The following is a 17,104-nucleotide window of genomic DNA, read 5'->3' on the forward strand; positions in this document are numbered from 1 at the left end:
TGGCCTCTCCCGAAACCAGGGGTTTTGTTTGTCTCGCATTTGATGCCACAGCACCCGCTTTAGAATTCAACGGCTCGTCTATACACTAGCCTGCGTACACCTGCTGGGGCCTGCCCTCGATTCAGACCTGACTCATACAACAAGACCTACATGAGTGGTGTGATTGCACAAAGTCGATGATGGTGAGGGCCAGCCATTGCCGGCAAACCCATTCCAGCCTCTTGCTGAAGACGGGCGAGTCGGTGGCCGTCGTGTCGAGAGGTAATAGTGCCGCTTTTCCAAAACAGCGTGCTCCCCTGCAGATCACGCGCGCCATCAAGGCTGCTGCGCCACCACGCGATTACGACCGCCCTGCTTGGCCTGGTACAACAACTTGTCAGCCCTCTCAAGCACAACGGATACCGAATCTCCTCCCGGTTGCCATAGCGCGACGCCCAGCGAAACAGTGATGTGCCCGACAGTAACGATCTCTGCGGCTTCGATCGAGGCACGCAGCCGCTCTGCGACATCCGTTGCCGCTTGAAGCGAACTATTGGGCAATAACAATACGAACTCTTCCCCACCGACCCGGCAGGGCAAGTCGTTAGACCTTGAGTTGTGCTGCATCAGTTCTGCGATAGCCCTCAGCGTTTGATCGCCCACACCATGGCCAAATGTATCGTTCACCCGTTTGAAGTGGTCGATGTCCATGGAAACAACTGCGAACGCTCTGTCAGCATCTTGCCAACGCAACAGGACATCTTCCATCGCCCGGCGGTTGGCCAGCCCGGTCAGCGCATCGGTTTGTGCTTGCAGGTTAAGCTTGCCGATCTTCTCCTGTAACAGGGTGGCGCCAAGCAGCAACGCCCTGCGAATCTGCCAACTCTCGAAATAGTGCGCCGGTACTGCACTGATAAGGTCGTAGCTGTCGGGGGTGTCCAGTCGCTTGGCACAATCGGCGAGCCTGGACAGCGGCGCTGAGATCCGCGCTCCCAGCCACCAGATCAAAACGATTCCGAAAAAGGCAAGTGGGGCTGTGCCCAACGCAACCTTGACCATTGTCTGACGTAGAACAGCGTGTATATTTTCGAGTGGCTGCTGCGAGATCACCCCCCAGCCGCTGCTCGGCACTTTGGCGAAGCCCGCGAGCATTTCCACTCCATTTTCATCCGCAGCCTGTAAAACACCTGCGTCCTGGCTAAGTGCCGCATCGGCGATCACGCTCTTTCCAGTGATGTCTCCGATTTGTTCGGGACGGCTGTGATAAAGCACCCGACGGCTGCTGTCGACTAGATAGACATTCGCGCCATCCTTACGCACATTTGTGTCCATCATGGCCTGGAGCGTATTTTTTTGCTCAAGTTGAACACTGCCCCCTATCAGGCCCAAGTACTCTCCTTTCGTGCCAAATACGGGCTGGTTGATAAAGATCACCAGATTGCCTGCTATGGACTTAAAGGCGTTGCTGATTCTCGGCACGCGAAGGTTGAGTGGCTCCTTGTGTTGCAAAACCCGGCCATTGAGGCGAAAGCTTTCGGGAGCTGACGCAATAATAGTTCCCGTTGAGTCGGCGACAAGTACGGAGTTGAAACTGGCATCCTGCCCAAACAACCGCTGCGTTTCTTCTGCCAAAGCGTGCTTATCTTCAAACGCTTTGCCGATGACGACTGAGCCATACTTCAATTTGTCGAGGTCGGAATTGAGCACCTGTTCGACACTCTTGGCGATCCGAGAGGCGTAGGCTTTGTTCACTTGCAGCGCATTCTCAATCAACTCCTGCTTCTGAATCTTGAACATCACCCAGAAGCTGTTGGCGAGGGTCGCGATTGCAGCAAGCAGTACAAAGATAAGAATCAGAATGCGTAGATTGAGCTTAGGCTTCGGTCGAGTGGTCATTTTACGCAGTCCGGGTAGGCGGATGGATTACAAACGATTTCGATGCTGTGTGAATCGCCCTTGAATGTGTAGGTGGGGGGGTCAATCAGTTTTGACGGACAGCCCGCTCAACAAGTAAGGAAGGCTGTTAACCCATTCTGGACCTATCGCGCAGACATGTCTGAGGACAGTTCAGAAGAAATACCGCCAGTCCCCACATTGAGCCTTTATGGCCTTTAGTAAGGAAGGCTGTTAACCCATTCTGGACCTATCGCGCAGACATGTCTGAGGACAGTTCAGAAGAAATACCGCCAGTCCCCACATTGAGCCTTTATGGCCTTTTTTTCAGGTGCCAGAAACCACAAACCCCCGGCTTTCTCTAGGAAAACCGGGGGTTTGTGTTTACTTAATGTGGCGGTGAAGGAGAGATTCGAAAGTACCCGCACCCGCAATCTCGCAGCCGAGGCCCCGGAATACAAGGGCTCCAGCGGTGCCAGTCGCGCAAAAGTGTTCCCACGCCATTCCCACGAGCATCAGCAAGCACCTCAGTACGCGTGCGCATCACACGTATAGGGGGCTTAGCCTCTGGGTATGGAGGGGGCAAAAAAAGAGTAACATAAGTAATCTTGACCGTTTTTATCTCTCAAGCCATTGAAAATAAAGGGTTTTGTGTTTAGAGCAAAAAGTAATCTTTAAGTAATATTGAAGTAATCTGATTACTCTTTATAAATGTAATTCTCACCTTTATAAAAACCCTTTAAAAACAATTACTTGTCAAAAAATTACCTTTTCAATTACTTCTCTGTTACTCCTTTTTGTAATACCAAACCCCACGGAATACGCGGCCTCCAGCGCATTTCCAATAGGTGATTACCGAAATTACTCTTTTTGAGATACCCCCCCCTCTACCGGCACAGCAAAGCCACCAGACCTTTCGAAGAAACACCCCCTTGGTGCAGGGTTCCGCAGGCTTTTGACCACCCCACAACGCCAAGCAAGCGCCCAGCCTGAACCGCCGCGAGTGGTCCGCAGGTGCGCAGAAAAAACGACCCATTTAGCCCGCAGGCGAGGTGGGGGGACGACGGCGCGCGCCAGGTGGAAACGTTGCGCCTGACAGGTCATCGCACCAATCTGGTGCAGCGCTAGCCTGCTTGCCCTACTGCGCCTCATCGCCTCCATGCGAGATCGCATCACCCGACACGGATTAGTCAAACACGCTGCATATCCATAAATGGTAGAAAACAACCAAAAGCAAATTTCCTTGGTCTCATTCTGGGCTTCAGATTCAGCGTCGGACCTGTGTTAGCGCACAGGTTCGTCGCCTCGTTTACTGCGCAGGGGGGCTTTTAAGCCTCCCCGCCAATTTCGTAGGGCTTGAAGCGGATGACGTTCTCCCCGATCCAGTCATTCAGTTGCTGCATACGTGTCTGAATCGGTTCTATCTCATTCGCTGCATAAATCTGTGCCGCTTCCCTGATCGATCCAAAGCCCCCTGCGTTTTGCGGAACGATCCCCATCAACTGCGGCGGAATGCGCAAGCTGGCCAGTACATCGTCACGGGTCTGGTTTTTGATCGAATTGAATTCATCCTTGGCCGCGACCTCACTGACCGGGATCAGTTGAATTCCGTCCTTCTTGCCGGTGGGTGAATACACAAATAAGTTGCGAAAATTCCCCGGTCCCTTTGAGTCTTTGAGCGCCTTGCGCAAAGCGTCGATATCGGTTTCCGTCTGCGCGGCGTCGGTCATGTAGAGAATGAAGCCGGCGTGACTACCGTTCTCGTAGTACTTGCGGCGGAACAACGTGGCCGACTCGTTGAGCAAGGCCGACTGCAAGGCACTGATCCACTCCGGCAAGCCATAAATCTCCTGGTGCAGATCCGCTTCTCGTAGGTGAAAAATGCTGCCCGGCTCAAACTGGTGTTCATCCTTCCAGCCTTGCACCTGGTAATAACGCCCTTCCGGGCCGGCCCGCATGTACTTCGCCAGCGGTGGCACCAGTTGCCGGGTGCCGCCGAGCACCGAGCGCCGCGCTTCAAGGTACCCATTTCCCAGGCAAAGCCAGTCCAGGGCGAACTGTTCGAACGCAGCCCGTGACAACATGGGGTGCGGAATAAACGTCTTGCTCAACAGGTTGCGCTTGAACATCAGGCCCGAATGCAAATGAACACTAGACCCGACAGAACGGGCCAGGCCATCAAGCGACAAGGGCGGCTCGTACCACCGCCCGTTGTACCAACATTGCAGGTAGTCGAAGACCTCGCGACTGCCCAGCACGGGTGTCGGCTCGCCAAAGCTGAACACTTGCATGCCCTGCCCTGGCGCTGCTGTGGTTGGCACCAGGCCAGAGTTTGCGTGTAGTTCGGTCATCAAAAAATCTCCATCCGCCCAGTGTTGGAGGCGGTCTGCCCCTCAAGCGGCTCGTTGTGCAATGCGTGAAAGAGCGCCCAGGCCAGGTCGGCATGGCCGGTGTTGTCGTTGCGCCCTGCGGTGTAGGTGTACTGGCGCCCGCCTGCGGTGACGGTCTTACGGATCGCCATCAGCGACTGCGCCATGTCGGTCCATCCGGCGTCGAACTCCAGCCGGCCGTTGTGGATCACGTCATAGGCCTTGAGCACCAGACGCGTTTTGACTTCGGGCGAATAGCTGAAGGTGGTCACCGCCGGGAAGAACTGGCGCACCAGCTGCGCCACGCCGCTACCCAACCCGGTGACATCTATCCCGATGTAGGTCACCCAGTAGCGGTCGCAAACGCTTTTGATAAATGCCGCCTGGGCCGCAAAGTCCATGCCCCGGAACTGATGCCGCTCCAGCACGCGGAACTTGCCACCCGGTACCAGGGGAGGCGCGACCACCACCAGGCCGGAACAATCGCCGGTTTCGGCGGGGTCGTAGCCGATCCAGACCTGGCGGTCGCCGAACGGACGCATGGCGAACGGCTTGTAGTCCTCAGCCCACTCAACCCAGCTGTCGACCATGCAGCTCTGCAACAACGCCAGGGGGAAAATGCTCGCCCCATCGTCCACAAATTCGCACATCAGCAGGTTGGCGAACGCCTCGGGGCTGTACTCCCGGCGCAGCTCCTCAATGTCGAACAGGTCACAGCCGCCGTGTTCAGCGTCTAGGATGGTGACGATCTGCCGCCACAAGCGGTCCTCGCAGAACCGCCCCTGCTGGAGCGCCCCGTGGGAAACGTCGACCTTGGTGTGTTGAGCCGCTGGCTTGCCCTTGTTGAAGCGCTCGCCAGTCCAGAAGGTATAGGCCTCATGGGCCATGCTGGACGGCGTCGAGAAGTAGGTTTTGCGCCACTTCTTGTGCATCGCCATGCCCGAGGCAACCTTGTTCAGCTCCTCAAACTTGAACGTCCAGAAGAATTCGTCGAAGTAGAAATTGCCATGGTAGCCCTGGGCGGTACGCGCATTGGTTCCGAGAAAAAACAGCTCGGCGCCGTTGGGTAATACGATGGGATCGCCCGTCAGCTCGACACCGATGACCTCGCGGGCAAATGCCTGGATGTACCCGCGAAACAGATAGGCTTGGTTTTTCGACGCAGACAGGAAGATCTGATTGCGCCCGGTTTCCAGCGCATCAAGAAACGCCTCGCGAGCGAAGTAGTAAGTCGCGCCGATCTGCCGACTTTTGAGGATGACGCGGGTGCGCTGGTTGCCGGCCCGGTACCAGTCTTTCTGATAGTCGAAACAGCCGTCGATAAACGCTTCGCGCAGCAGCTCGATCTGCTCTTCGCTAATGTCGTTTTTCGGGGTCTTTTTCTTCGGGCCTTCGTTTCGCTTAGCCAGGTTCGGGTTGAGTTCGGTTTCGGTACCGCCACCCTGAAAGCGCTGGATTCTGGCCTGGCGTTCCAGCTGACGGTGCAGCAGGTCAATTTCCTTAAAGTCACCGCCGCTCTTACCCTCTTTGAGAATCAGCTGCACCAGCCGCGCTTCCAGCGCCCCGCCGATACGCTCGACGTTATCAGCCCGGTCCCATTCGTCGCGGGCCTTCCAGCTGTGTAGCGTTTTTTCCTTCTCGCCCGTAGCCTCGGCAATCTCGCAGATACGCCAGCCCATCCAATACAGAAACTTGGATTGGCGCCGGGGATCGATAGGGAGCAGTTCAGTCGTAGTCATGGCCGCGATGCTGCCGCCCGCGCCTGCGAGTCAGTAGCACCGGCCCTTGTAGCTGCCCTCCTTACAAACCCGTCCCGTTGCCGCAACTCGCGCGCGTCACGACCATGCCCCTCATTGCAACGCACTTAGCGCCCAACGCATTGAGGATTCCCGGCATGAAGAAATTTCGCAGTAATTGGTTCCGTGTCGCCGTCGAGGGCGCTACCTCGGACAAACGCACCATCAAACGCAGCTGGCTGGAACAGGCTGCCAGGAACTTCAATCCAGCGACCTATGGCGCCCGCATCTGGCTGGAACACTTCCGCAGCCTGCTGCCCGATAGCCCTTTCAAAGCATACGGCGACGTGCTGGCGGTCAAGACCGAAGAAGTAGAAGTCAACGGCCAGAAAAAACTGGCCCTGTTCGCCCAGGTTGAGCCAACCCCCGACCTGATCGCCATGAACAAGGCCAGGCAGAAGATCTACACCTCGATTGAGATCGACGACAGCTTCTCCGATACCGGGGAAGCCTACATCGTAGGTCTGGCGGTAACTGACTCACCCGCCAGCCTGGGAACCGATGTGCTGGCCTTCTCCGCGCAAAAGCCAGATTCCAGCCCGTTCAAGGATCGCCACTACTCCGCGACCTCCATGTTCACCGAGGCGGTCGAGACCGAACTGACCTTCGAAGAGTTCGAAGAAAAACCAGGCATCGGCACCCAACTGCTCAGCACCGTCAAGGCGTTGCTCACCGGCAAACAAGCCAAAGACGACTCCGAATTCAGCCAGATCGGCGAAGCCGTGCAAACCCTGGCCGAACACGTCAAGGATCTGCCGGAGCAATTGGCCGCCGAGAAGAAGTTCTCCGGGGAGCTGAAAACCAAGGTTGATCAGCTCAGCAAAGACTTGGGCGACCTGAAAACCAAGCTCTCCAGCACCCAAGACCACAGCCAAAAGGAACGCCCCCAGGTATCCGGCGGCGATAACCAGGTCGTGACCGACTGCTGACAGTCAGCCCACCACAGCCCCCGAATAACGAAGGACAGCCACCATGCGCAACGATACCCGTACCGTCTTCAACGCCTATCTGGGCCAACTGGCCAAGCTCCACGGCGTACCTGATGTCACCACCAAATTTGCCACTGCTCCCAGCGTCACCCAGACCCTGGAAACTCGAATGCAAGAATCCAGTCAGTTCTTGAGCGCCATCAACATCTACGGCGTCGCCGAGCAGATGGGCGAAAAGATCGGCATGGGCATTGGCGGGCCGAACGCAGGCACCACTGACACCAACACCAAAGATCGCGAAACCAGCGACATCAGTACGCTCGATGACCGTGGTTACTTCTGCTCGCAGACCAACTTTGACACCCACCTGCGCTACAGCAAGCTCGATGCCTGGGCCAAGTTCCCTGACTTCCAGGCCCGTATTCGTGACGCCATCCTGAAACGCCAGGCGCTGGACCGCATTCTGATCGGCTGGAACGGCGCCAGTCGCGCCGCGACCTCCAACCCCGCCACCAATCCGCTGCGCCAGGACGTCAACATTGGTTGGCTGCAAAAAATGCGCGCCGAAAACGCTGCCCGCGTCATGAAAGAGGTGGTCGAAGGCTCCGGCAAAATCACCATCGGCGCCGGCAAGGACTTCGCGAACCTTGACGCCTTGGTATTCAGCATGGTCCAGGAGTTTATTGCCCCGTGGTACCAGGAAGATCCCGACCTGGTGGTGATCTGCGGTCGCCAACTGCTGGCCGACAAGTACTTCCCAATCATCAACAAAGACCATGCCCCGACCGAAATGCTGGCCGCTGACATCGTCACCAGCCAGAAACGCATCGGCAACCTGCCGGCAGTCCGCGTGCCTTACTTCCCACCACGCGGGTTGTTGGTCACCAAGCTGGAAAACCTCTCGATCTACTGGCAGGAAGGCAGCCGTCGCCGCACCGTCGTCGACAATGCCAAACGCGACCGCATCGAAAACTACGAGTCGGTGAATGACGCCTACGTCATTGAAGACCTGGAATGTGCCTCGCTCGCTGAAAACATCGAACTGGCATAAGGCGACCGACCATGACCAATCCTTGCCGTCGTCACTTTCAACGTGTCACTGCCGCCCTGGAGGCGGCAGCCGTTGAGCCGACTCAAACCATGGCCGGCGCCACGGCTTACGAGCACCAGCTCAACCAATTGCTACAGGATCGCCTGCGCCTGAAACAGGTGCAGTCAAACCAGGGCAAAGCCGAACTCAAGCGCCAGTTGCTGCCCGACTACATCCCTTACGTTCAGGGAGTGCTGGAGGCCGGTCAGGGCGCGCAAGACGAGGTGATGACCACGGTCATGGTATGGCGCTTCGATGCCGGCGACTTTACGGGCGGCCTTGATATCGCAACCTACGTGCTGAAACACAAGATGGTCATGCCTGACCGTTTCGCTCGCACACTGGGGTGCCTGGTAGCCGAAGAAGTCGCCACGGCGGCGTTTAAGGCTCAGAAGGTCAATGAGCCGTTCGACTTGGCAATCCTGCACCGCACGGCCGAGCTGACCGAATCCGAAGACATGCCCGACCAGGCCCGCGCCAAGCTGTTCCTGGCTCTTGGTCGCGCCACGCTGGAGGGCATCACCGAAGAAAAACCCGGCCAACCTGGTCAGGTTCAGGCTGGTGTCGACCTGCTAAAACAAGCCATCGCCCTGCACGATGCATGCGGCGGCAAGAAAGATCTGGAGCGGGCAGACCGCCTGCTAAACAAACTCGCTGCCACTAGCAGCTAACCGAGCGTCCCCACGCACCCCGCCGGCTCGGGGCGGATCGGCCAGGCCGCTCCTCCTGAACGTGAAGCCCCGATCACCGGCGATCTATCGGAGCAGTCATGAACACCGCCTTTGCCAACCTCTACCAGAGTGTTTTCACTCCAACGGAATCTGAACGGCGCTTGGCTGCTGCGGCTGAACAGTACGTGGCCGAGACAGAGGCTTACGACCGCACCGTCTGCACCGGCACTATTGTGAAAGGCTCCATCATGCCGGCCGACTCGCAAGAACGTGGGCTGGTGAACCGCAACGCCCTGCGAGCGATGGACCGTCTCTGTACGCAACACCCCGAATTCACACGGCAGCAGATCCTGCGCGAAGTTACCCTCGCAGACATCCGAGGCCCTTCCTCTTGAGTGCCTTCGTAGCCAGTGGCCCAGTTACCGGCGGTCACATCAACACCGACCCGTTCTGGCCCTCAATTGATCTTGAGCAGCTGCGTGCCACTCTGCGCATCGACAATAGTGTCACGCCAGCGCGTCTTGAAACTGCCGTGATCGCCGCAGCCATCAACCTCAACCGCGAACTGGGCGAATGGCGTGCAACTCAACAGGCTGCTGGCTACGCCACGCTGGACGACGTTCCAGGTGACCGCATCAAGGATGTGTCAGTAAAAGCACACCTCTACCGCCGCGCTATCGAAGCCGGTACCGGCGCCGAAGTCTGCGAGCGCTACCGCGACTACAGCGCGACCAACACTGGCAACAGCAAAGCTGAGGAAGTCACACCGACCATCGACGACTACCGCCGCGATCTGCGCTGGGCAGTCCGTGACTTCCTCGGGTTGAGCCGCACCACCGTGGAGCTGATCTAATGCCCACATCCATTCGCACCAATCAAAATGAAACCGTAGACGCCCTCTGCTGGCGGTTCTACGGACGCACCGCGGGCGTCACCGAGACAGTGCTTGAGGCCAACCCCGGCCTGGCCGACCACGGCCCAATCCTGCCGCAAGGCCTTGTCGTCAATATGCCCGAAGCCCAAACCAGCGCGCCTCAGCGGCAGATGGTGCAGCTATGGAACTGACCCTCTGCAATCAAGGAAACCCACACCATGGCTGATCCGACTTCCAGCGTTGTGACTGGTCTGCTCATTGGTTTGGGCCTGTCCACCGTGACGCCCGTCATCGACGACGGGGCGCTATTCGGCGCCATCCTCGGCGCCTGGCTTGTTACCAGTACCAAGCGTGATCTCAAAGTCTGGCAACGGCTGGGCTCACTGTTCCTGTCGGCCGGCGTGGGCTATTTGTTCGCGCCCATGGTCTGTGCCTTGGTGGTCATCCCGATCAGCATCAAACTGATGGTTTGGGTGGAAAAGGCGGACATCTGGGACATCTGGCGTCGCATCAGAGGGGGCACCTGATATGCAGAACATCGAACTGGCCGTGCAGTTGATCGCGGCAATCGCCTACCTGCTGAGTGCCCTGCGCCTGGCCTGCTACACCCGAGGTGATGCGCGGTACCGGCGCAGTATCTCGCTGCTGGCAAGCCTGTTTGGCGCCACGTTGTGCATCTGCGGTTTGGAGATCCTGTTGGAGCGTCAGCCCACCAGCCTCGGGCAGACAGCTGCCATCGTGCTGCTCTGCATCCTTATTTTCCGTTCAGGCGGCAACGTCGCCGCCCTGTTGAGGCCCAGCGCATGACCACCACCCTACGCCACGGCGACCGCTCGCAAGCGGTGCTGATGCTGCAAAAGAACCTCGTAAAGAACGGCGCCAACCTGATACCGGATGGGCACTACGGCGATGCCACTGAATCCGCCGTGCGCGCATACCAGGTAAAAGTCGGCCTAGTCGCCGATGGAGTCGCCGGCACCAAAACCCAGACCAGCCTTGCCGGCGGCGACTGCGCCCAGCTGCTGCGCAACCACGACCTGGTGGTCGCTGCAGAACGTCTCGGCGTACCGCTGGCGAGCATCTACACGGTCAATGAGGTGGAATCCAAGGGCAAGGGCTTCCTCGACAACGGCAAGCCAGTGATCCTGTTCGAAAGGCACATCATGTACCGCCAGCTCGCCACCGCTCGAAACGCAGGCGATGACCCGGCAGAACTCAAACGTCACGCCGATCAACTCGCCACCGCCAATCCTGCCCTGGTCAACCCAAAGCCGGGTGGATACATCGGCGGTACGGCCGAACACCAGCGGCTGGCCATGGCCCGCCTGATCGATGACACCGCCGCCTTGGAGTCGGCTTCCTGGGGTGCCTTCCAGATCATGGGGTTCCATTGGAAGCGACTCGGCTATGCCAGCGTGCAGGAATTTGTGGCGGCGATGAGTGCCGGCGAATCGCAGCAGCTCGACGCCTTTACCCGCTTCATCGAAACCGACCCGGTGCTACACAAGGCCCTCAAAGCCCGCAAATGGGCCGAGTTCGCCAAGCTCTACAACGGGCCGGATTACCTGCGCAATCTCTACGACACCAAGCTCCAGCGCGCCTACGAGCGGCACGCCGGCTGCGAGTGCGGGCAAGGGGTGGCGGCATGATCGACTTCGAAGCGTTGCAGAAATTACGCGTGCAGGACGGTGACCTACTAGTGGTGCCGGAGTCGACCGAACAGGACGACATGGAATTGTTGGCTGAATCCATCCAAATAATGAACGGCGCCCGGGCCGTGATCGTGCGCGGCCCCATCAAGCAGCTCGACACCGCCGCCATGAACAAACTCGGTTGGTACCGCGCGTGAGCACCCTGCGCCAGGCCCTATACGGCTTCGCTCTGCTGGGTGCCCTGGTGCTGCTGATATGGGGTCAGCAACAGCGCATCGACGTTGCCGAAGGCCAAGCCGAACGTGAAAAGGATACGGCCAACACGGCCCGCAAGGACGCCGACCGCAACCTGGTGACCGTCAACACACTCACCGACACCCTGAAACAAGAACGTAATGCACAGAGCCTCCTACGCAGCCAGCAAGACCAACTGCGCCTGGGTCTGGCGAAGCGCGAGAGAACCATAGAGGAACTGAAACTTGAAAATGACGACCTTCAGAAATGGGCTGATCAGCCTTTGCCTGACGCTGCTCGCCGGCTGCGCGAGCGCCCCGCCCTCACCGGCGCCGCAGCTTACCGTGACTGGCTGTCCGGCCGTGGTGCCGTGCGTCCTCCCCGCGACCAGCCCGCGCAGTAACGGCGACCAGCTCACCGACCAGGACCGCGCCGAAACGGCTTGGGCTGATTGCGCCGCCCAGGTCGACATGGTCTACAAACACCAGCAGGCACAACCATGAACAAACCCGAAAGCCTGCGTGCTCACCTGCTGGCCACCGTCGCCGACTTCAAGCACGACCCCGACCGTCTGTTGATATTCATCGACAACGGCAAGGTCCGTTGCACGGCCGCACATACCCTGTCGTTTGAATACAGCTTTGATCTGCAGATCATCCTCACCGAGTTCGCCGGTCACCCCGACAGCGTGATTCTGCCCATCCTGGGCTGGCTCAGCGTCAATCAGTCTGAGCTGCTGGAAAACCTAGACAAGGTCAAAGACGGCATTCAGTTCGAAGCCGACATCCTCGACAATAGCAAAGTGGACCTCAGCATCACCCTGCCACTGACAGAGAAGGTTGTGGTCGGCAAGGATGACCAGGGCAACACCACCGTGAAGCACCCGAACGAACCACAGTACGTAGCGGGCTACCTCGATCCGAACTGGAGGCCTGGGGCACAGGGCAACACCAGTGAGTGGAGAGTGCCGGATGGCGAATAAACTGGAAGCACTGGAGACCTGGGCGGCGGTGCTGATGGATCGGCTGGAGCCAGGCGAACGCAGCAAGCTGGCGCGGAGCATCGGCCAGGTGCTGCGCCGCAATCAGCAGAAGCGCGTGATGGCGCAGGAAAACCCGGACGGGAGCAAGTTTGCGCCACGTAAGCAGCGGAACCTGCGCGGAAAGCAGGGCCGGGTTCGTCGAAAGTTAGCGATGTTCAAAGTGCCCACAAAAATATAGTCATCACTCTTTATACTTTTGGACCAGGGAGCAAGTGCCTCTAAAAAGCCTTGAGCCGTTTTGAACTTTCTCTCGTTAATATATCCCTTCATAACTCCCCCATCAGTCCGTTAGACTTTCAACCTTGTAATACGACTTGCTACAAGTCGTTACCTCTTTCGTGCGCGCGACGAACTCTACACCATCGGCGCCATGAACGACTTCGCCGCCCTCTCTCGCATGCTTGAAAACCTCATCCGCTTCGGCGTCATCGCCGCCGTGCAGATGAAGCCCCCGCGCGTGAAAGTAAAAACCGGAGAGCTGACCACCGCCTGGCTGCCATGGCTTGCCCTGCGCGCCGGTTCTGATCGTGAGTGGGACCCGCCAACACTCGACGAACAGGTGATGCTGTTCAGTCCCTCCGGCCAGCTCGCCAACGGTATCGTCGTAACCGGCGTATTCAGCGAACACATCCCGGCTAACGGCGACCGCGCCGGTCTGCATCGCCGCACCTACGCCGATGGCGCCGTGATCGAGTACGACAGCGTCGCTCATCACCTCAACGCAACACTACCCAGCAGCGGAACCACCAGCCTGGTGAGCAAGGGCGGAATCAACATCATCGGCCCCATCAATCACCTGGGTGACTACAACCAGACCGGCAATCAGAACGTAGTCGGCCGGGTAGACGTTTCGGAAGACGTGGTCGCGGCGGGCGTCAGCCTGGTCAATCACCTGACCTCTGGCGTCAAACAGGGCACCGACCAGTCCGGGAGGCCTATACCAACATGAACCGAGAAACCGGCGGCGCCATCGGCACTCTGGACCATATCGCCCAGTCCATTCCCGACGTCCTCACCACCCGTATTGGCACCCGCGTAATGCGCCGCGAATACGGCAGCCTACTGCCCGAGCTGATTGACCATCCTTTCAACGACGTCACCCGCCTACGGGCATACTCGGCCACGGTCATGGCATTGATGCGCTGGGAGACTCGTATCAGCCTCAGCCGTGTTCAGTTTCGCGGTGCCAGCCTTCAAGGCAAGTCGGAGCTGGATCTGGAGGGCAGCGTAGTGGACAGCAATGAAGCGTTCAGCATGAGCATTCCGCTGCAACTGGGAGGCAGTGTATGAACAGCTTCGCAGCCATCGACCTCAGCCAACTGCCACCGCCGCAGATCGTCGAGCAGATCGACTTCGAGCTGATCCTGGCCGAGCGTAAGGCCTACATGATCAGCCTGTGGCCGGTTGAGGAACAGCCTATGATCGCCGCGCGCCTCGACATGGAGTCGGAGCCGCTGGCGAAGCTGCTGCAAGAGAACGCCTACCGCGAAACCGTGTGGCGGCAGCGTGTCAATGAAGCCTCCCTGGCCAACCTGCTCGCCACCGCCCGTGATGCTGATCTAGAACAGCTGGCTGCCAACTTCAACGTCAAGCGGCTGGTCATCCAGGAAGGCAAGGCATCGGCGGTGCCGCCCGTGCCCAGGCTCATGGAGGCCGACGACAGCCTACGCGAGCGGGCGCAAATGGCATGGGAAGGCCTGAGCACCGCCGGCCCGCGCAACAGCTACATTTTCCACGCGCGTGGGGCAGATGGCCGGGTTGCTGACGCCACCGCAGAAAGCCCCTCGCCTGCCGTTGCCGTCATCACCGTGCAATCGTTGCTCGGCGATGGCACGGCGTCTGCGGATCTGCTTGCCGCCGTCAGCGCCTATGTCAGCGACGATGACCGCCGCCCGGTGGCCGACCGCTTGACCGTCCAGGGCGCTGAAATCGTCCGTTACCAGGTCAAAGCAAAACTTTACCTCCTGTCCAGCGGGCCTGAGTCGGAACCGATTCTTGCCGCAGCCGAAACACGCTTGCAGGCTTACGTCAGCCAACGCCGTCGCCTCGGTATGGAAGTGTCAGAGTCGGCCATTCACGCGGCCTTGCACGTTGAAGGTGTCCGCAAGGTCGAGCTGGAAGACTGGGTTGATATCGTTGCGACCAAAGCTCAGGCGCCGTATTGCACCGGCACGACTGTCACGCGAGGTATCGAGTAATGGGCGCCCAGCAGCTGCTGCCGGGAAACGCCACGCCACTGGAACGCCAAGCAGCGCAAGCACTCGCGCAAATTCAGCGCGTGCCCATCCCTCTGCGCCAGCTCTGCAACCCCGACACTTGCCCGCTTGCACTGCTGCCATATCTGGCCTGGGCTTTTTCGGTTGATCGCTGGGATAGCAAATGGACCGAGGCCGCGAAACGGTCTGCCATTCGCTCATCCCACTTCATCCACTCTCGCAAGGGCACCATCGGCGCCCTGCGCCGCGTGGTTGAGCCGCTCGGTTATCTGATCGAAGTACTGGAATGGTGGCAAACCACCCCACTCGGTGTGCCAGGCACCTTCGCCATCAAAGTCGGCGTTCTGGAAACCGGTATCACCGAAGAGATGTACCAGGAGCTGACCTGGCTGATCGATGACGCCAGGCCAGTCACCCGCCACCTGACCGGCCTGGCTATCAGCCTTGAAACCACCGGAGTGATGAACGTCTTCGCCAGCGTTTACGAGGGCGATGAAATCGACGTCTACCCGCCAGTACTGCGGGACATCGTCACCACGGGCGTCATCGGCGCGGCCGGCCGAGAAGAATCCATCGACACCGTCAACGTTTACCCGCCGAGCCCCGGCGTCATCGACCTTGCCTGCTACATCGGCGCTGCCGGGCGGGAACACTCCATCGACACACTCTTGGCTGTCGGCATAAATGCAGCAGCGTCAGTAACGTCACCGCGCATCAACCTGTAGGGCCACCCGTTACAAGCCTGCGCGCTCGCCCAACCGGCGCGCGCGCGGCAGCCTGTGCACTGTCATTCCATCACAGCGCAGGCAACCACCCATGGCCGGTTCAGACTATCTCCACGGCGTGCGGGTCATCGAACTCAACGACGGCACCCGCCCCATTCGCACCATCCCCACCGCAGTCATCGGCCTGGTTTGCACGGCTGAAGATGCTGACCCACTTATGTTCCCGCTGGACACGCCTGTCCTGCTGACCAGTGTTCGAGCCGCGATTGGCAAAGCCGGCGTCAAAGGTACCCTGGCGACCAGTCTGCAAGCCATTGACGACCAGACAAAGCCCTACGCCATCGTGGTGCGGGTCAAGGAAGGCGCTGACGAAGCGACCACCATCAGCGCATTGATCGGTACCACCACTGCCGACGGCAAATACACCGGCATGAAAGCCCTGCTTGCTGCCAAGGCCCGCGTGGGCATGACGCCGCGCATCCTCGGTGTGCCAGGTCTCGACAGTTTGCCGGTGGCCACCGCCCTGGTATCCGTTGCCCAGGACCTGCGCGCCTTCGCCTACGTCCATGCCTGGAACTGCAAAACCAAGGAAGAGGTGGTCGCCTACCGCGAGAACTTCGGCGCTCGCGAGCTGATGGTGATCTGGCCGGACTTCCTCAACTGGGACACCGTCATCAGCAAGACTGTTGCCGCGTCGGCAGTGGCGCGCGCCCTCGGCCTGCGAGCGAAGATCGATCAGGAAACCGGCTGGCACAAGACTCTCTCCAACGTCGCAGTCAACGGCGTCACCGGCATCAGCGCCGACGTGTTCTGGGATCTGCAGAACCCGGCCACCGACGCCAACTACCTCAACAGCAATGAAGTCACCACCCTCATCAACGAGGGCGGGTTTCGCTTCTGGGGTAGCCGTACGTGCAGCGACGATCCGTTGTTCGCCTTCGAAAATTACACCCGAACCGCGCAGATCCTCGCCGACACCATGGCCGAGGCGCACATGTGGGCTGTGGACAAGCCCATGCACGCCTCCCTGGTGCGCGACATCATCGAAGGCATCAACGCGAAGTTCCGCGAATTGATTGCCCAGGGCTACCTGATCGGTGGCAGTTGCTGGTACCCGGAGGACATCAACGATAAAGACACCCTCAAGGATCACCGACCGCTATCTGATGACGTTCGCCAGCCAGATCAACAGCTGAACCGGGTCTCCCCGCAAGGGGAGTTAACCCCATGCCAAACACCCGGAGAACACCGCTATGGCTATGCCACGCAAACTGAAAAACCTCATGCTCTTCAACGACGCCAACATCTACAGAGGCGTGGTTAAGTCCGTCACCCTGCCCGCCCTTGGCCGCAAGATGGAAGCCTATCGCGGCGGCGGCATGAACGGCCCGGTCAAAGCTGACTTGGGCTTCTCCGACGACGGTATCCAGTTCGAATGGAAAACCGGCGGCCTGGATCTGATCAGCCTGAAACAGTTCGCCATGGTGAATGCGTCGGGCGTGGCATTGCGCTTTACCGGCGCATTTGAGCAGGACGACACAGGCGAAGTCAGCGCCGTGGAAGTCGTCGTGCGTGGCCGTCACGAGACCATTGAAATGGGCGACGCCACAAGGTGTCCGGTTTTTTGCTACAGA

The 17,104-nt window shown here is 59.1% G+C and carries 20 protein-coding genes and 3 pseudogenes; 20 read left to right on the forward strand and 3 right to left on the reverse strand.

The features are described from left to right. Positions 1 to 315: 315 nt before the first annotated feature. The 3 genes from GJU48_RS17655 to GJU48_RS17665 form a co-directional block, all read right to left on the reverse strand. Positions 316 to 1,875, reverse strand: coding sequence for a diguanylate cyclase (locus GJU48_RS17655; protein WP_094950332.1), 1,560 nt, complete (start codon positions 1,873 to 1,875; stop codon positions 316 to 318). A 1,325-nt stretch (positions 1,876 to 3,200) separates the two neighbouring features. Then, a complete protein-coding gene (locus GJU48_RS17660; RefSeq protein ID WP_094950334.1) occupies positions 3,201 to 4,223 on the reverse strand; it encodes a phage portal protein in 1,023 nt (340 codons plus the stop codon). Then, positions 4,223 to 5,980, reverse strand: coding sequence for a terminase ATPase subunit family protein (locus GJU48_RS17665; protein ID WP_069551523.1), 1,758 nt, complete (start codon positions 5,978 to 5,980; stop codon positions 4,223 to 4,225). The genes GJU48_RS17660 and GJU48_RS17665 overlap by 1 nt, the downstream gene beginning before the upstream one ends. Positions 5,981 to 6,135: 155 nt before the next feature. Here GJU48_RS17665 and GJU48_RS17670 point away from each other — a divergent pair, with 155 nt between their 5' ends. The 20 genes and pseudogenes from GJU48_RS17670 to GJU48_RS17760 form a co-directional block, all read left to right on the forward strand. Then, positions 6,136 to 6,966, forward strand: coding sequence for a GPO family capsid scaffolding protein (locus GJU48_RS17670; protein WP_094950335.1), 831 nt, complete (start codon positions 6,136 to 6,138; stop codon positions 6,964 to 6,966). A 43-nt stretch (positions 6,967 to 7,009) separates the two neighbouring features. Next, a complete protein-coding gene (locus tag GJU48_RS17675) occupies positions 7,010 to 8,017 on the forward strand; it encodes a phage major capsid protein, P2 family (protein ID WP_094950336.1) in 1,008 nt (335 codons plus the stop codon). 11 nt (positions 8,018 to 8,028) lie between these two features. Beyond that, positions 8,029 to 8,727 (forward strand): phage terminase small subunit, encoded by a 699-nt coding sequence (locus tag GJU48_RS17680; RefSeq protein WP_094950337.1) that lies wholly within the window; start codon positions 8,029 to 8,031, stop codon positions 8,725 to 8,727. Positions 8,728 to 8,825: 98 nt separating this feature from the next. Beyond that, positions 8,826 to 9,122 carry a hypothetical protein gene (locus GJU48_RS17685; protein WP_094950338.1) on the forward strand — a complete coding sequence of 99 codons (297 nt, stop codon included), beginning with the start codon at positions 8,826 to 8,828 and terminating at the stop codon, positions 9,120 to 9,122. Continuing rightward, entirely contained in the window at positions 9,119 to 9,580 is a 462-nt protein-coding gene (locus GJU48_RS17690) for a head completion/stabilization protein (protein WP_094950339.1), read from the forward strand. Before GJU48_RS17685 ends, GJU48_RS17690 begins: the two co-directional genes overlap by 4 nt. Continuing rightward, positions 9,580 to 9,792 (forward strand): tail protein X, encoded by a 213-nt coding sequence (locus GJU48_RS17695; RefSeq protein WP_094950340.1) that lies wholly within the window; start codon positions 9,580 to 9,582, stop codon positions 9,790 to 9,792. Before GJU48_RS17690 ends, GJU48_RS17695 begins: the two co-directional genes overlap by 1 nt. Before the next feature lie 27 nt (positions 9,793 to 9,819). Further along, complete coding sequence (locus GJU48_RS17700; protein ID WP_155296058.1) at positions 9,820 to 10,128, forward strand: putative holin; 309 nt, start codon at positions 9,820 to 9,822, stop codon at positions 10,126 to 10,128. 1 nt (position 10,129) lies between these two features. Beyond that, positions 10,130 to 10,408, forward strand: coding sequence for a phage holin family protein (locus tag GJU48_RS17705; RefSeq protein WP_094950341.1), 279 nt, complete (start codon positions 10,130 to 10,132; stop codon positions 10,406 to 10,408). Then, a complete protein-coding gene (locus GJU48_RS17710) occupies positions 10,405 to 11,250 on the forward strand; it encodes an N-acetylmuramidase domain-containing protein (protein WP_094950342.1) in 846 nt (281 codons plus the stop codon). The genes GJU48_RS17705 and GJU48_RS17710 overlap by 4 nt, the downstream gene beginning before the upstream one ends. Next, positions 11,247 to 11,450: a hypothetical protein gene (locus tag GJU48_RS17715; protein ID WP_094950343.1), complete on the forward strand. Its 204-nt coding sequence runs from the start codon at positions 11,247 to 11,249 to the stop codon at positions 11,448 to 11,450. The genes GJU48_RS17710 and GJU48_RS17715 overlap by 4 nt, the downstream gene beginning before the upstream one ends. Further along, the gene (gene lysB / locus GJU48_RS25370; RefSeq protein ID WP_094950383.1) at positions 11,447 to 11,890 is read left to right on the forward strand and encodes an Rz-like lysis system protein LysB; all 444 of its coding nucleotides are present in this window, start codon (positions 11,447 to 11,449) and stop codon (positions 11,888 to 11,890) included. Before GJU48_RS17715 ends, lysB begins: the two co-directional genes overlap by 4 nt. Further along, positions 11,808 to 11,990 (forward strand): annotated as a pseudogene (lysC, locus tag GJU48_RS25000) (Rz1-like lysis system protein LysC); the annotation flags it as partial. The gene lysB and the pseudogene lysC, both read left to right, overlap by 83 nt. Continuing rightward, the gene (locus GJU48_RS17725) at positions 11,987 to 12,469 is read left to right on the forward strand and encodes a phage tail protein (protein ID WP_094950344.1); all 483 of its coding nucleotides are present in this window, start codon (positions 11,987 to 11,989) and stop codon (positions 12,467 to 12,469) included. The pseudogene lysC and the gene GJU48_RS17725, both read left to right, overlap by 4 nt. Beyond that, positions 12,459 to 12,689, forward strand: a pseudogene (locus tag GJU48_RS17730) (phage virion morphogenesis protein); the annotation flags it as partial. The gene GJU48_RS17725 and the pseudogene GJU48_RS17730, both read left to right, overlap by 11 nt. Before the next feature lie 210 nt (positions 12,690 to 12,899). Further along, positions 12,900 to 13,478: a phage baseplate assembly protein V gene (locus tag GJU48_RS17735; protein WP_094950347.1), complete on the forward strand. Its 579-nt coding sequence runs from the start codon at positions 12,900 to 12,902 to the stop codon at positions 13,476 to 13,478. Then, positions 13,475 to 13,819, forward strand: a complete 345-nt coding sequence (locus GJU48_RS17740; RefSeq protein WP_094950348.1) for a GPW/gp25 family protein — start codon at positions 13,475 to 13,477, stop codon at positions 13,817 to 13,819. The genes GJU48_RS17735 and GJU48_RS17740 overlap by 4 nt, the downstream gene beginning before the upstream one ends. Beyond that, positions 13,816 to 14,727 (forward strand): baseplate J/gp47 family protein, encoded by a 912-nt coding sequence (locus GJU48_RS17745; RefSeq protein ID WP_094950349.1) that lies wholly within the window; start codon positions 13,816 to 13,818, stop codon positions 14,725 to 14,727. Before GJU48_RS17740 ends, GJU48_RS17745 begins: the two co-directional genes overlap by 4 nt. Continuing rightward, on the forward strand, positions 14,727 to 15,470 hold the full coding sequence (locus GJU48_RS17750; protein WP_155296059.1) for a phage tail protein I: 744 nt from the start codon (positions 14,727 to 14,729) through the stop codon (positions 15,468 to 15,470). The genes GJU48_RS17745 and GJU48_RS17750 overlap by 1 nt, the downstream gene beginning before the upstream one ends. A 91-nt stretch (positions 15,471 to 15,561) precedes the next feature. Next, positions 15,562 to 16,794 (forward strand): phage tail sheath protein, encoded by a 1,233-nt coding sequence (locus tag GJU48_RS17755; RefSeq protein ID WP_155296060.1) that lies wholly within the window; start codon positions 15,562 to 15,564, stop codon positions 16,792 to 16,794. Then, a pseudogene (locus tag GJU48_RS17760) lies at positions 16,724 to 17,077 on the forward strand (phage major tail tube protein); the annotation flags it as partial. The gene GJU48_RS17755 and the pseudogene GJU48_RS17760, both read left to right, overlap by 71 nt. Positions 17,078 to 17,104 lie beyond the last annotated feature (27 nt).

The sequence above is a fragment of the Pseudomonas sp. IB20 genome (assembly GCF_009707325.1).
Classification (GTDB): Bacteria; Pseudomonadota; Gammaproteobacteria; order Pseudomonadales; family Pseudomonadaceae; genus Aquipseudomonas.

Bases quoted from the DNA above. Each gene is read 5' to 3' on its own strand.
- GJU48_RS17655 (WP_094950332.1), bottom strand. From the start codon at position 1,875: ATGACCACTCGACCGAAGCCTAAGCTCAATCTACGCATTCTGATTCTT.
- GJU48_RS17660 (WP_094950334.1), bottom strand. From the start codon at position 4,223: ATGACCGAACTACACGCAAACTCTGGCCTGGTGCCAACCACAGCAGCG.
- GJU48_RS17665 (WP_069551523.1), bottom strand. From the start codon at position 5,980: ATGACTACGACTGAACTGCTCCCTATCGATCCCCGGCGCCAATCCAAG.
- GJU48_RS17670 (WP_094950335.1), top strand. From the start codon at position 6,136: ATGAAGAAATTTCGCAGTAATTGGTTCCGTGTCGCCGTCGAGGGCGCT.
- GJU48_RS17675 (WP_094950336.1), top strand. From the start codon at position 7,010: ATGCGCAACGATACCCGTACCGTCTTCAACGCCTATCTGGGCCAACTG.
- GJU48_RS17680 (WP_094950337.1), top strand. From the start codon at position 8,029: ATGACCAATCCTTGCCGTCGTCACTTTCAACGTGTCACTGCCGCCCTG.
- GJU48_RS17685 (WP_094950338.1), top strand. From the start codon at position 8,826: ATGAACACCGCCTTTGCCAACCTCTACCAGAGTGTTTTCACTCCAACG.
- GJU48_RS17695 (WP_094950340.1), top strand. From the start codon at position 9,580: ATGCCCACATCCATTCGCACCAATCAAAATGAAACCGTAGACGCCCTC.
- GJU48_RS17700 (WP_155296058.1), top strand. From the start codon at position 9,820: ATGGCTGATCCGACTTCCAGCGTTGTGACTGGTCTGCTCATTGGTTTG.
- GJU48_RS17705 (WP_094950341.1), top strand. From the start codon at position 10,130: ATGCAGAACATCGAACTGGCCGTGCAGTTGATCGCGGCAATCGCCTAC.
- GJU48_RS17710 (WP_094950342.1), top strand. From the start codon at position 10,405: ATGACCACCACCCTACGCCACGGCGACCGCTCGCAAGCGGTGCTGATG.
- GJU48_RS17715 (WP_094950343.1), top strand. From the start codon at position 11,247: ATGATCGACTTCGAAGCGTTGCAGAAATTACGCGTGCAGGACGGTGAC.
- GJU48_RS17725 (WP_094950344.1), top strand. From the start codon at position 11,987: ATGAACAAACCCGAAAGCCTGCGTGCTCACCTGCTGGCCACCGTCGCC.
- GJU48_RS17735 (WP_094950347.1), top strand. From the start codon at position 12,900: ATGAACGACTTCGCCGCCCTCTCTCGCATGCTTGAAAACCTCATCCGC.
- GJU48_RS17740 (WP_094950348.1), top strand. From the start codon at position 13,475: ATGAACCGAGAAACCGGCGGCGCCATCGGCACTCTGGACCATATCGCC.
- GJU48_RS17745 (WP_094950349.1), top strand. From the start codon at position 13,816: ATGAACAGCTTCGCAGCCATCGACCTCAGCCAACTGCCACCGCCGCAG.
- GJU48_RS17750 (WP_155296059.1), top strand. From the start codon at position 14,727: ATGGGCGCCCAGCAGCTGCTGCCGGGAAACGCCACGCCACTGGAACGC.
- GJU48_RS17755 (WP_155296060.1), top strand. From the start codon at position 15,562: ATGGCCGGTTCAGACTATCTCCACGGCGTGCGGGTCATCGAACTCAAC.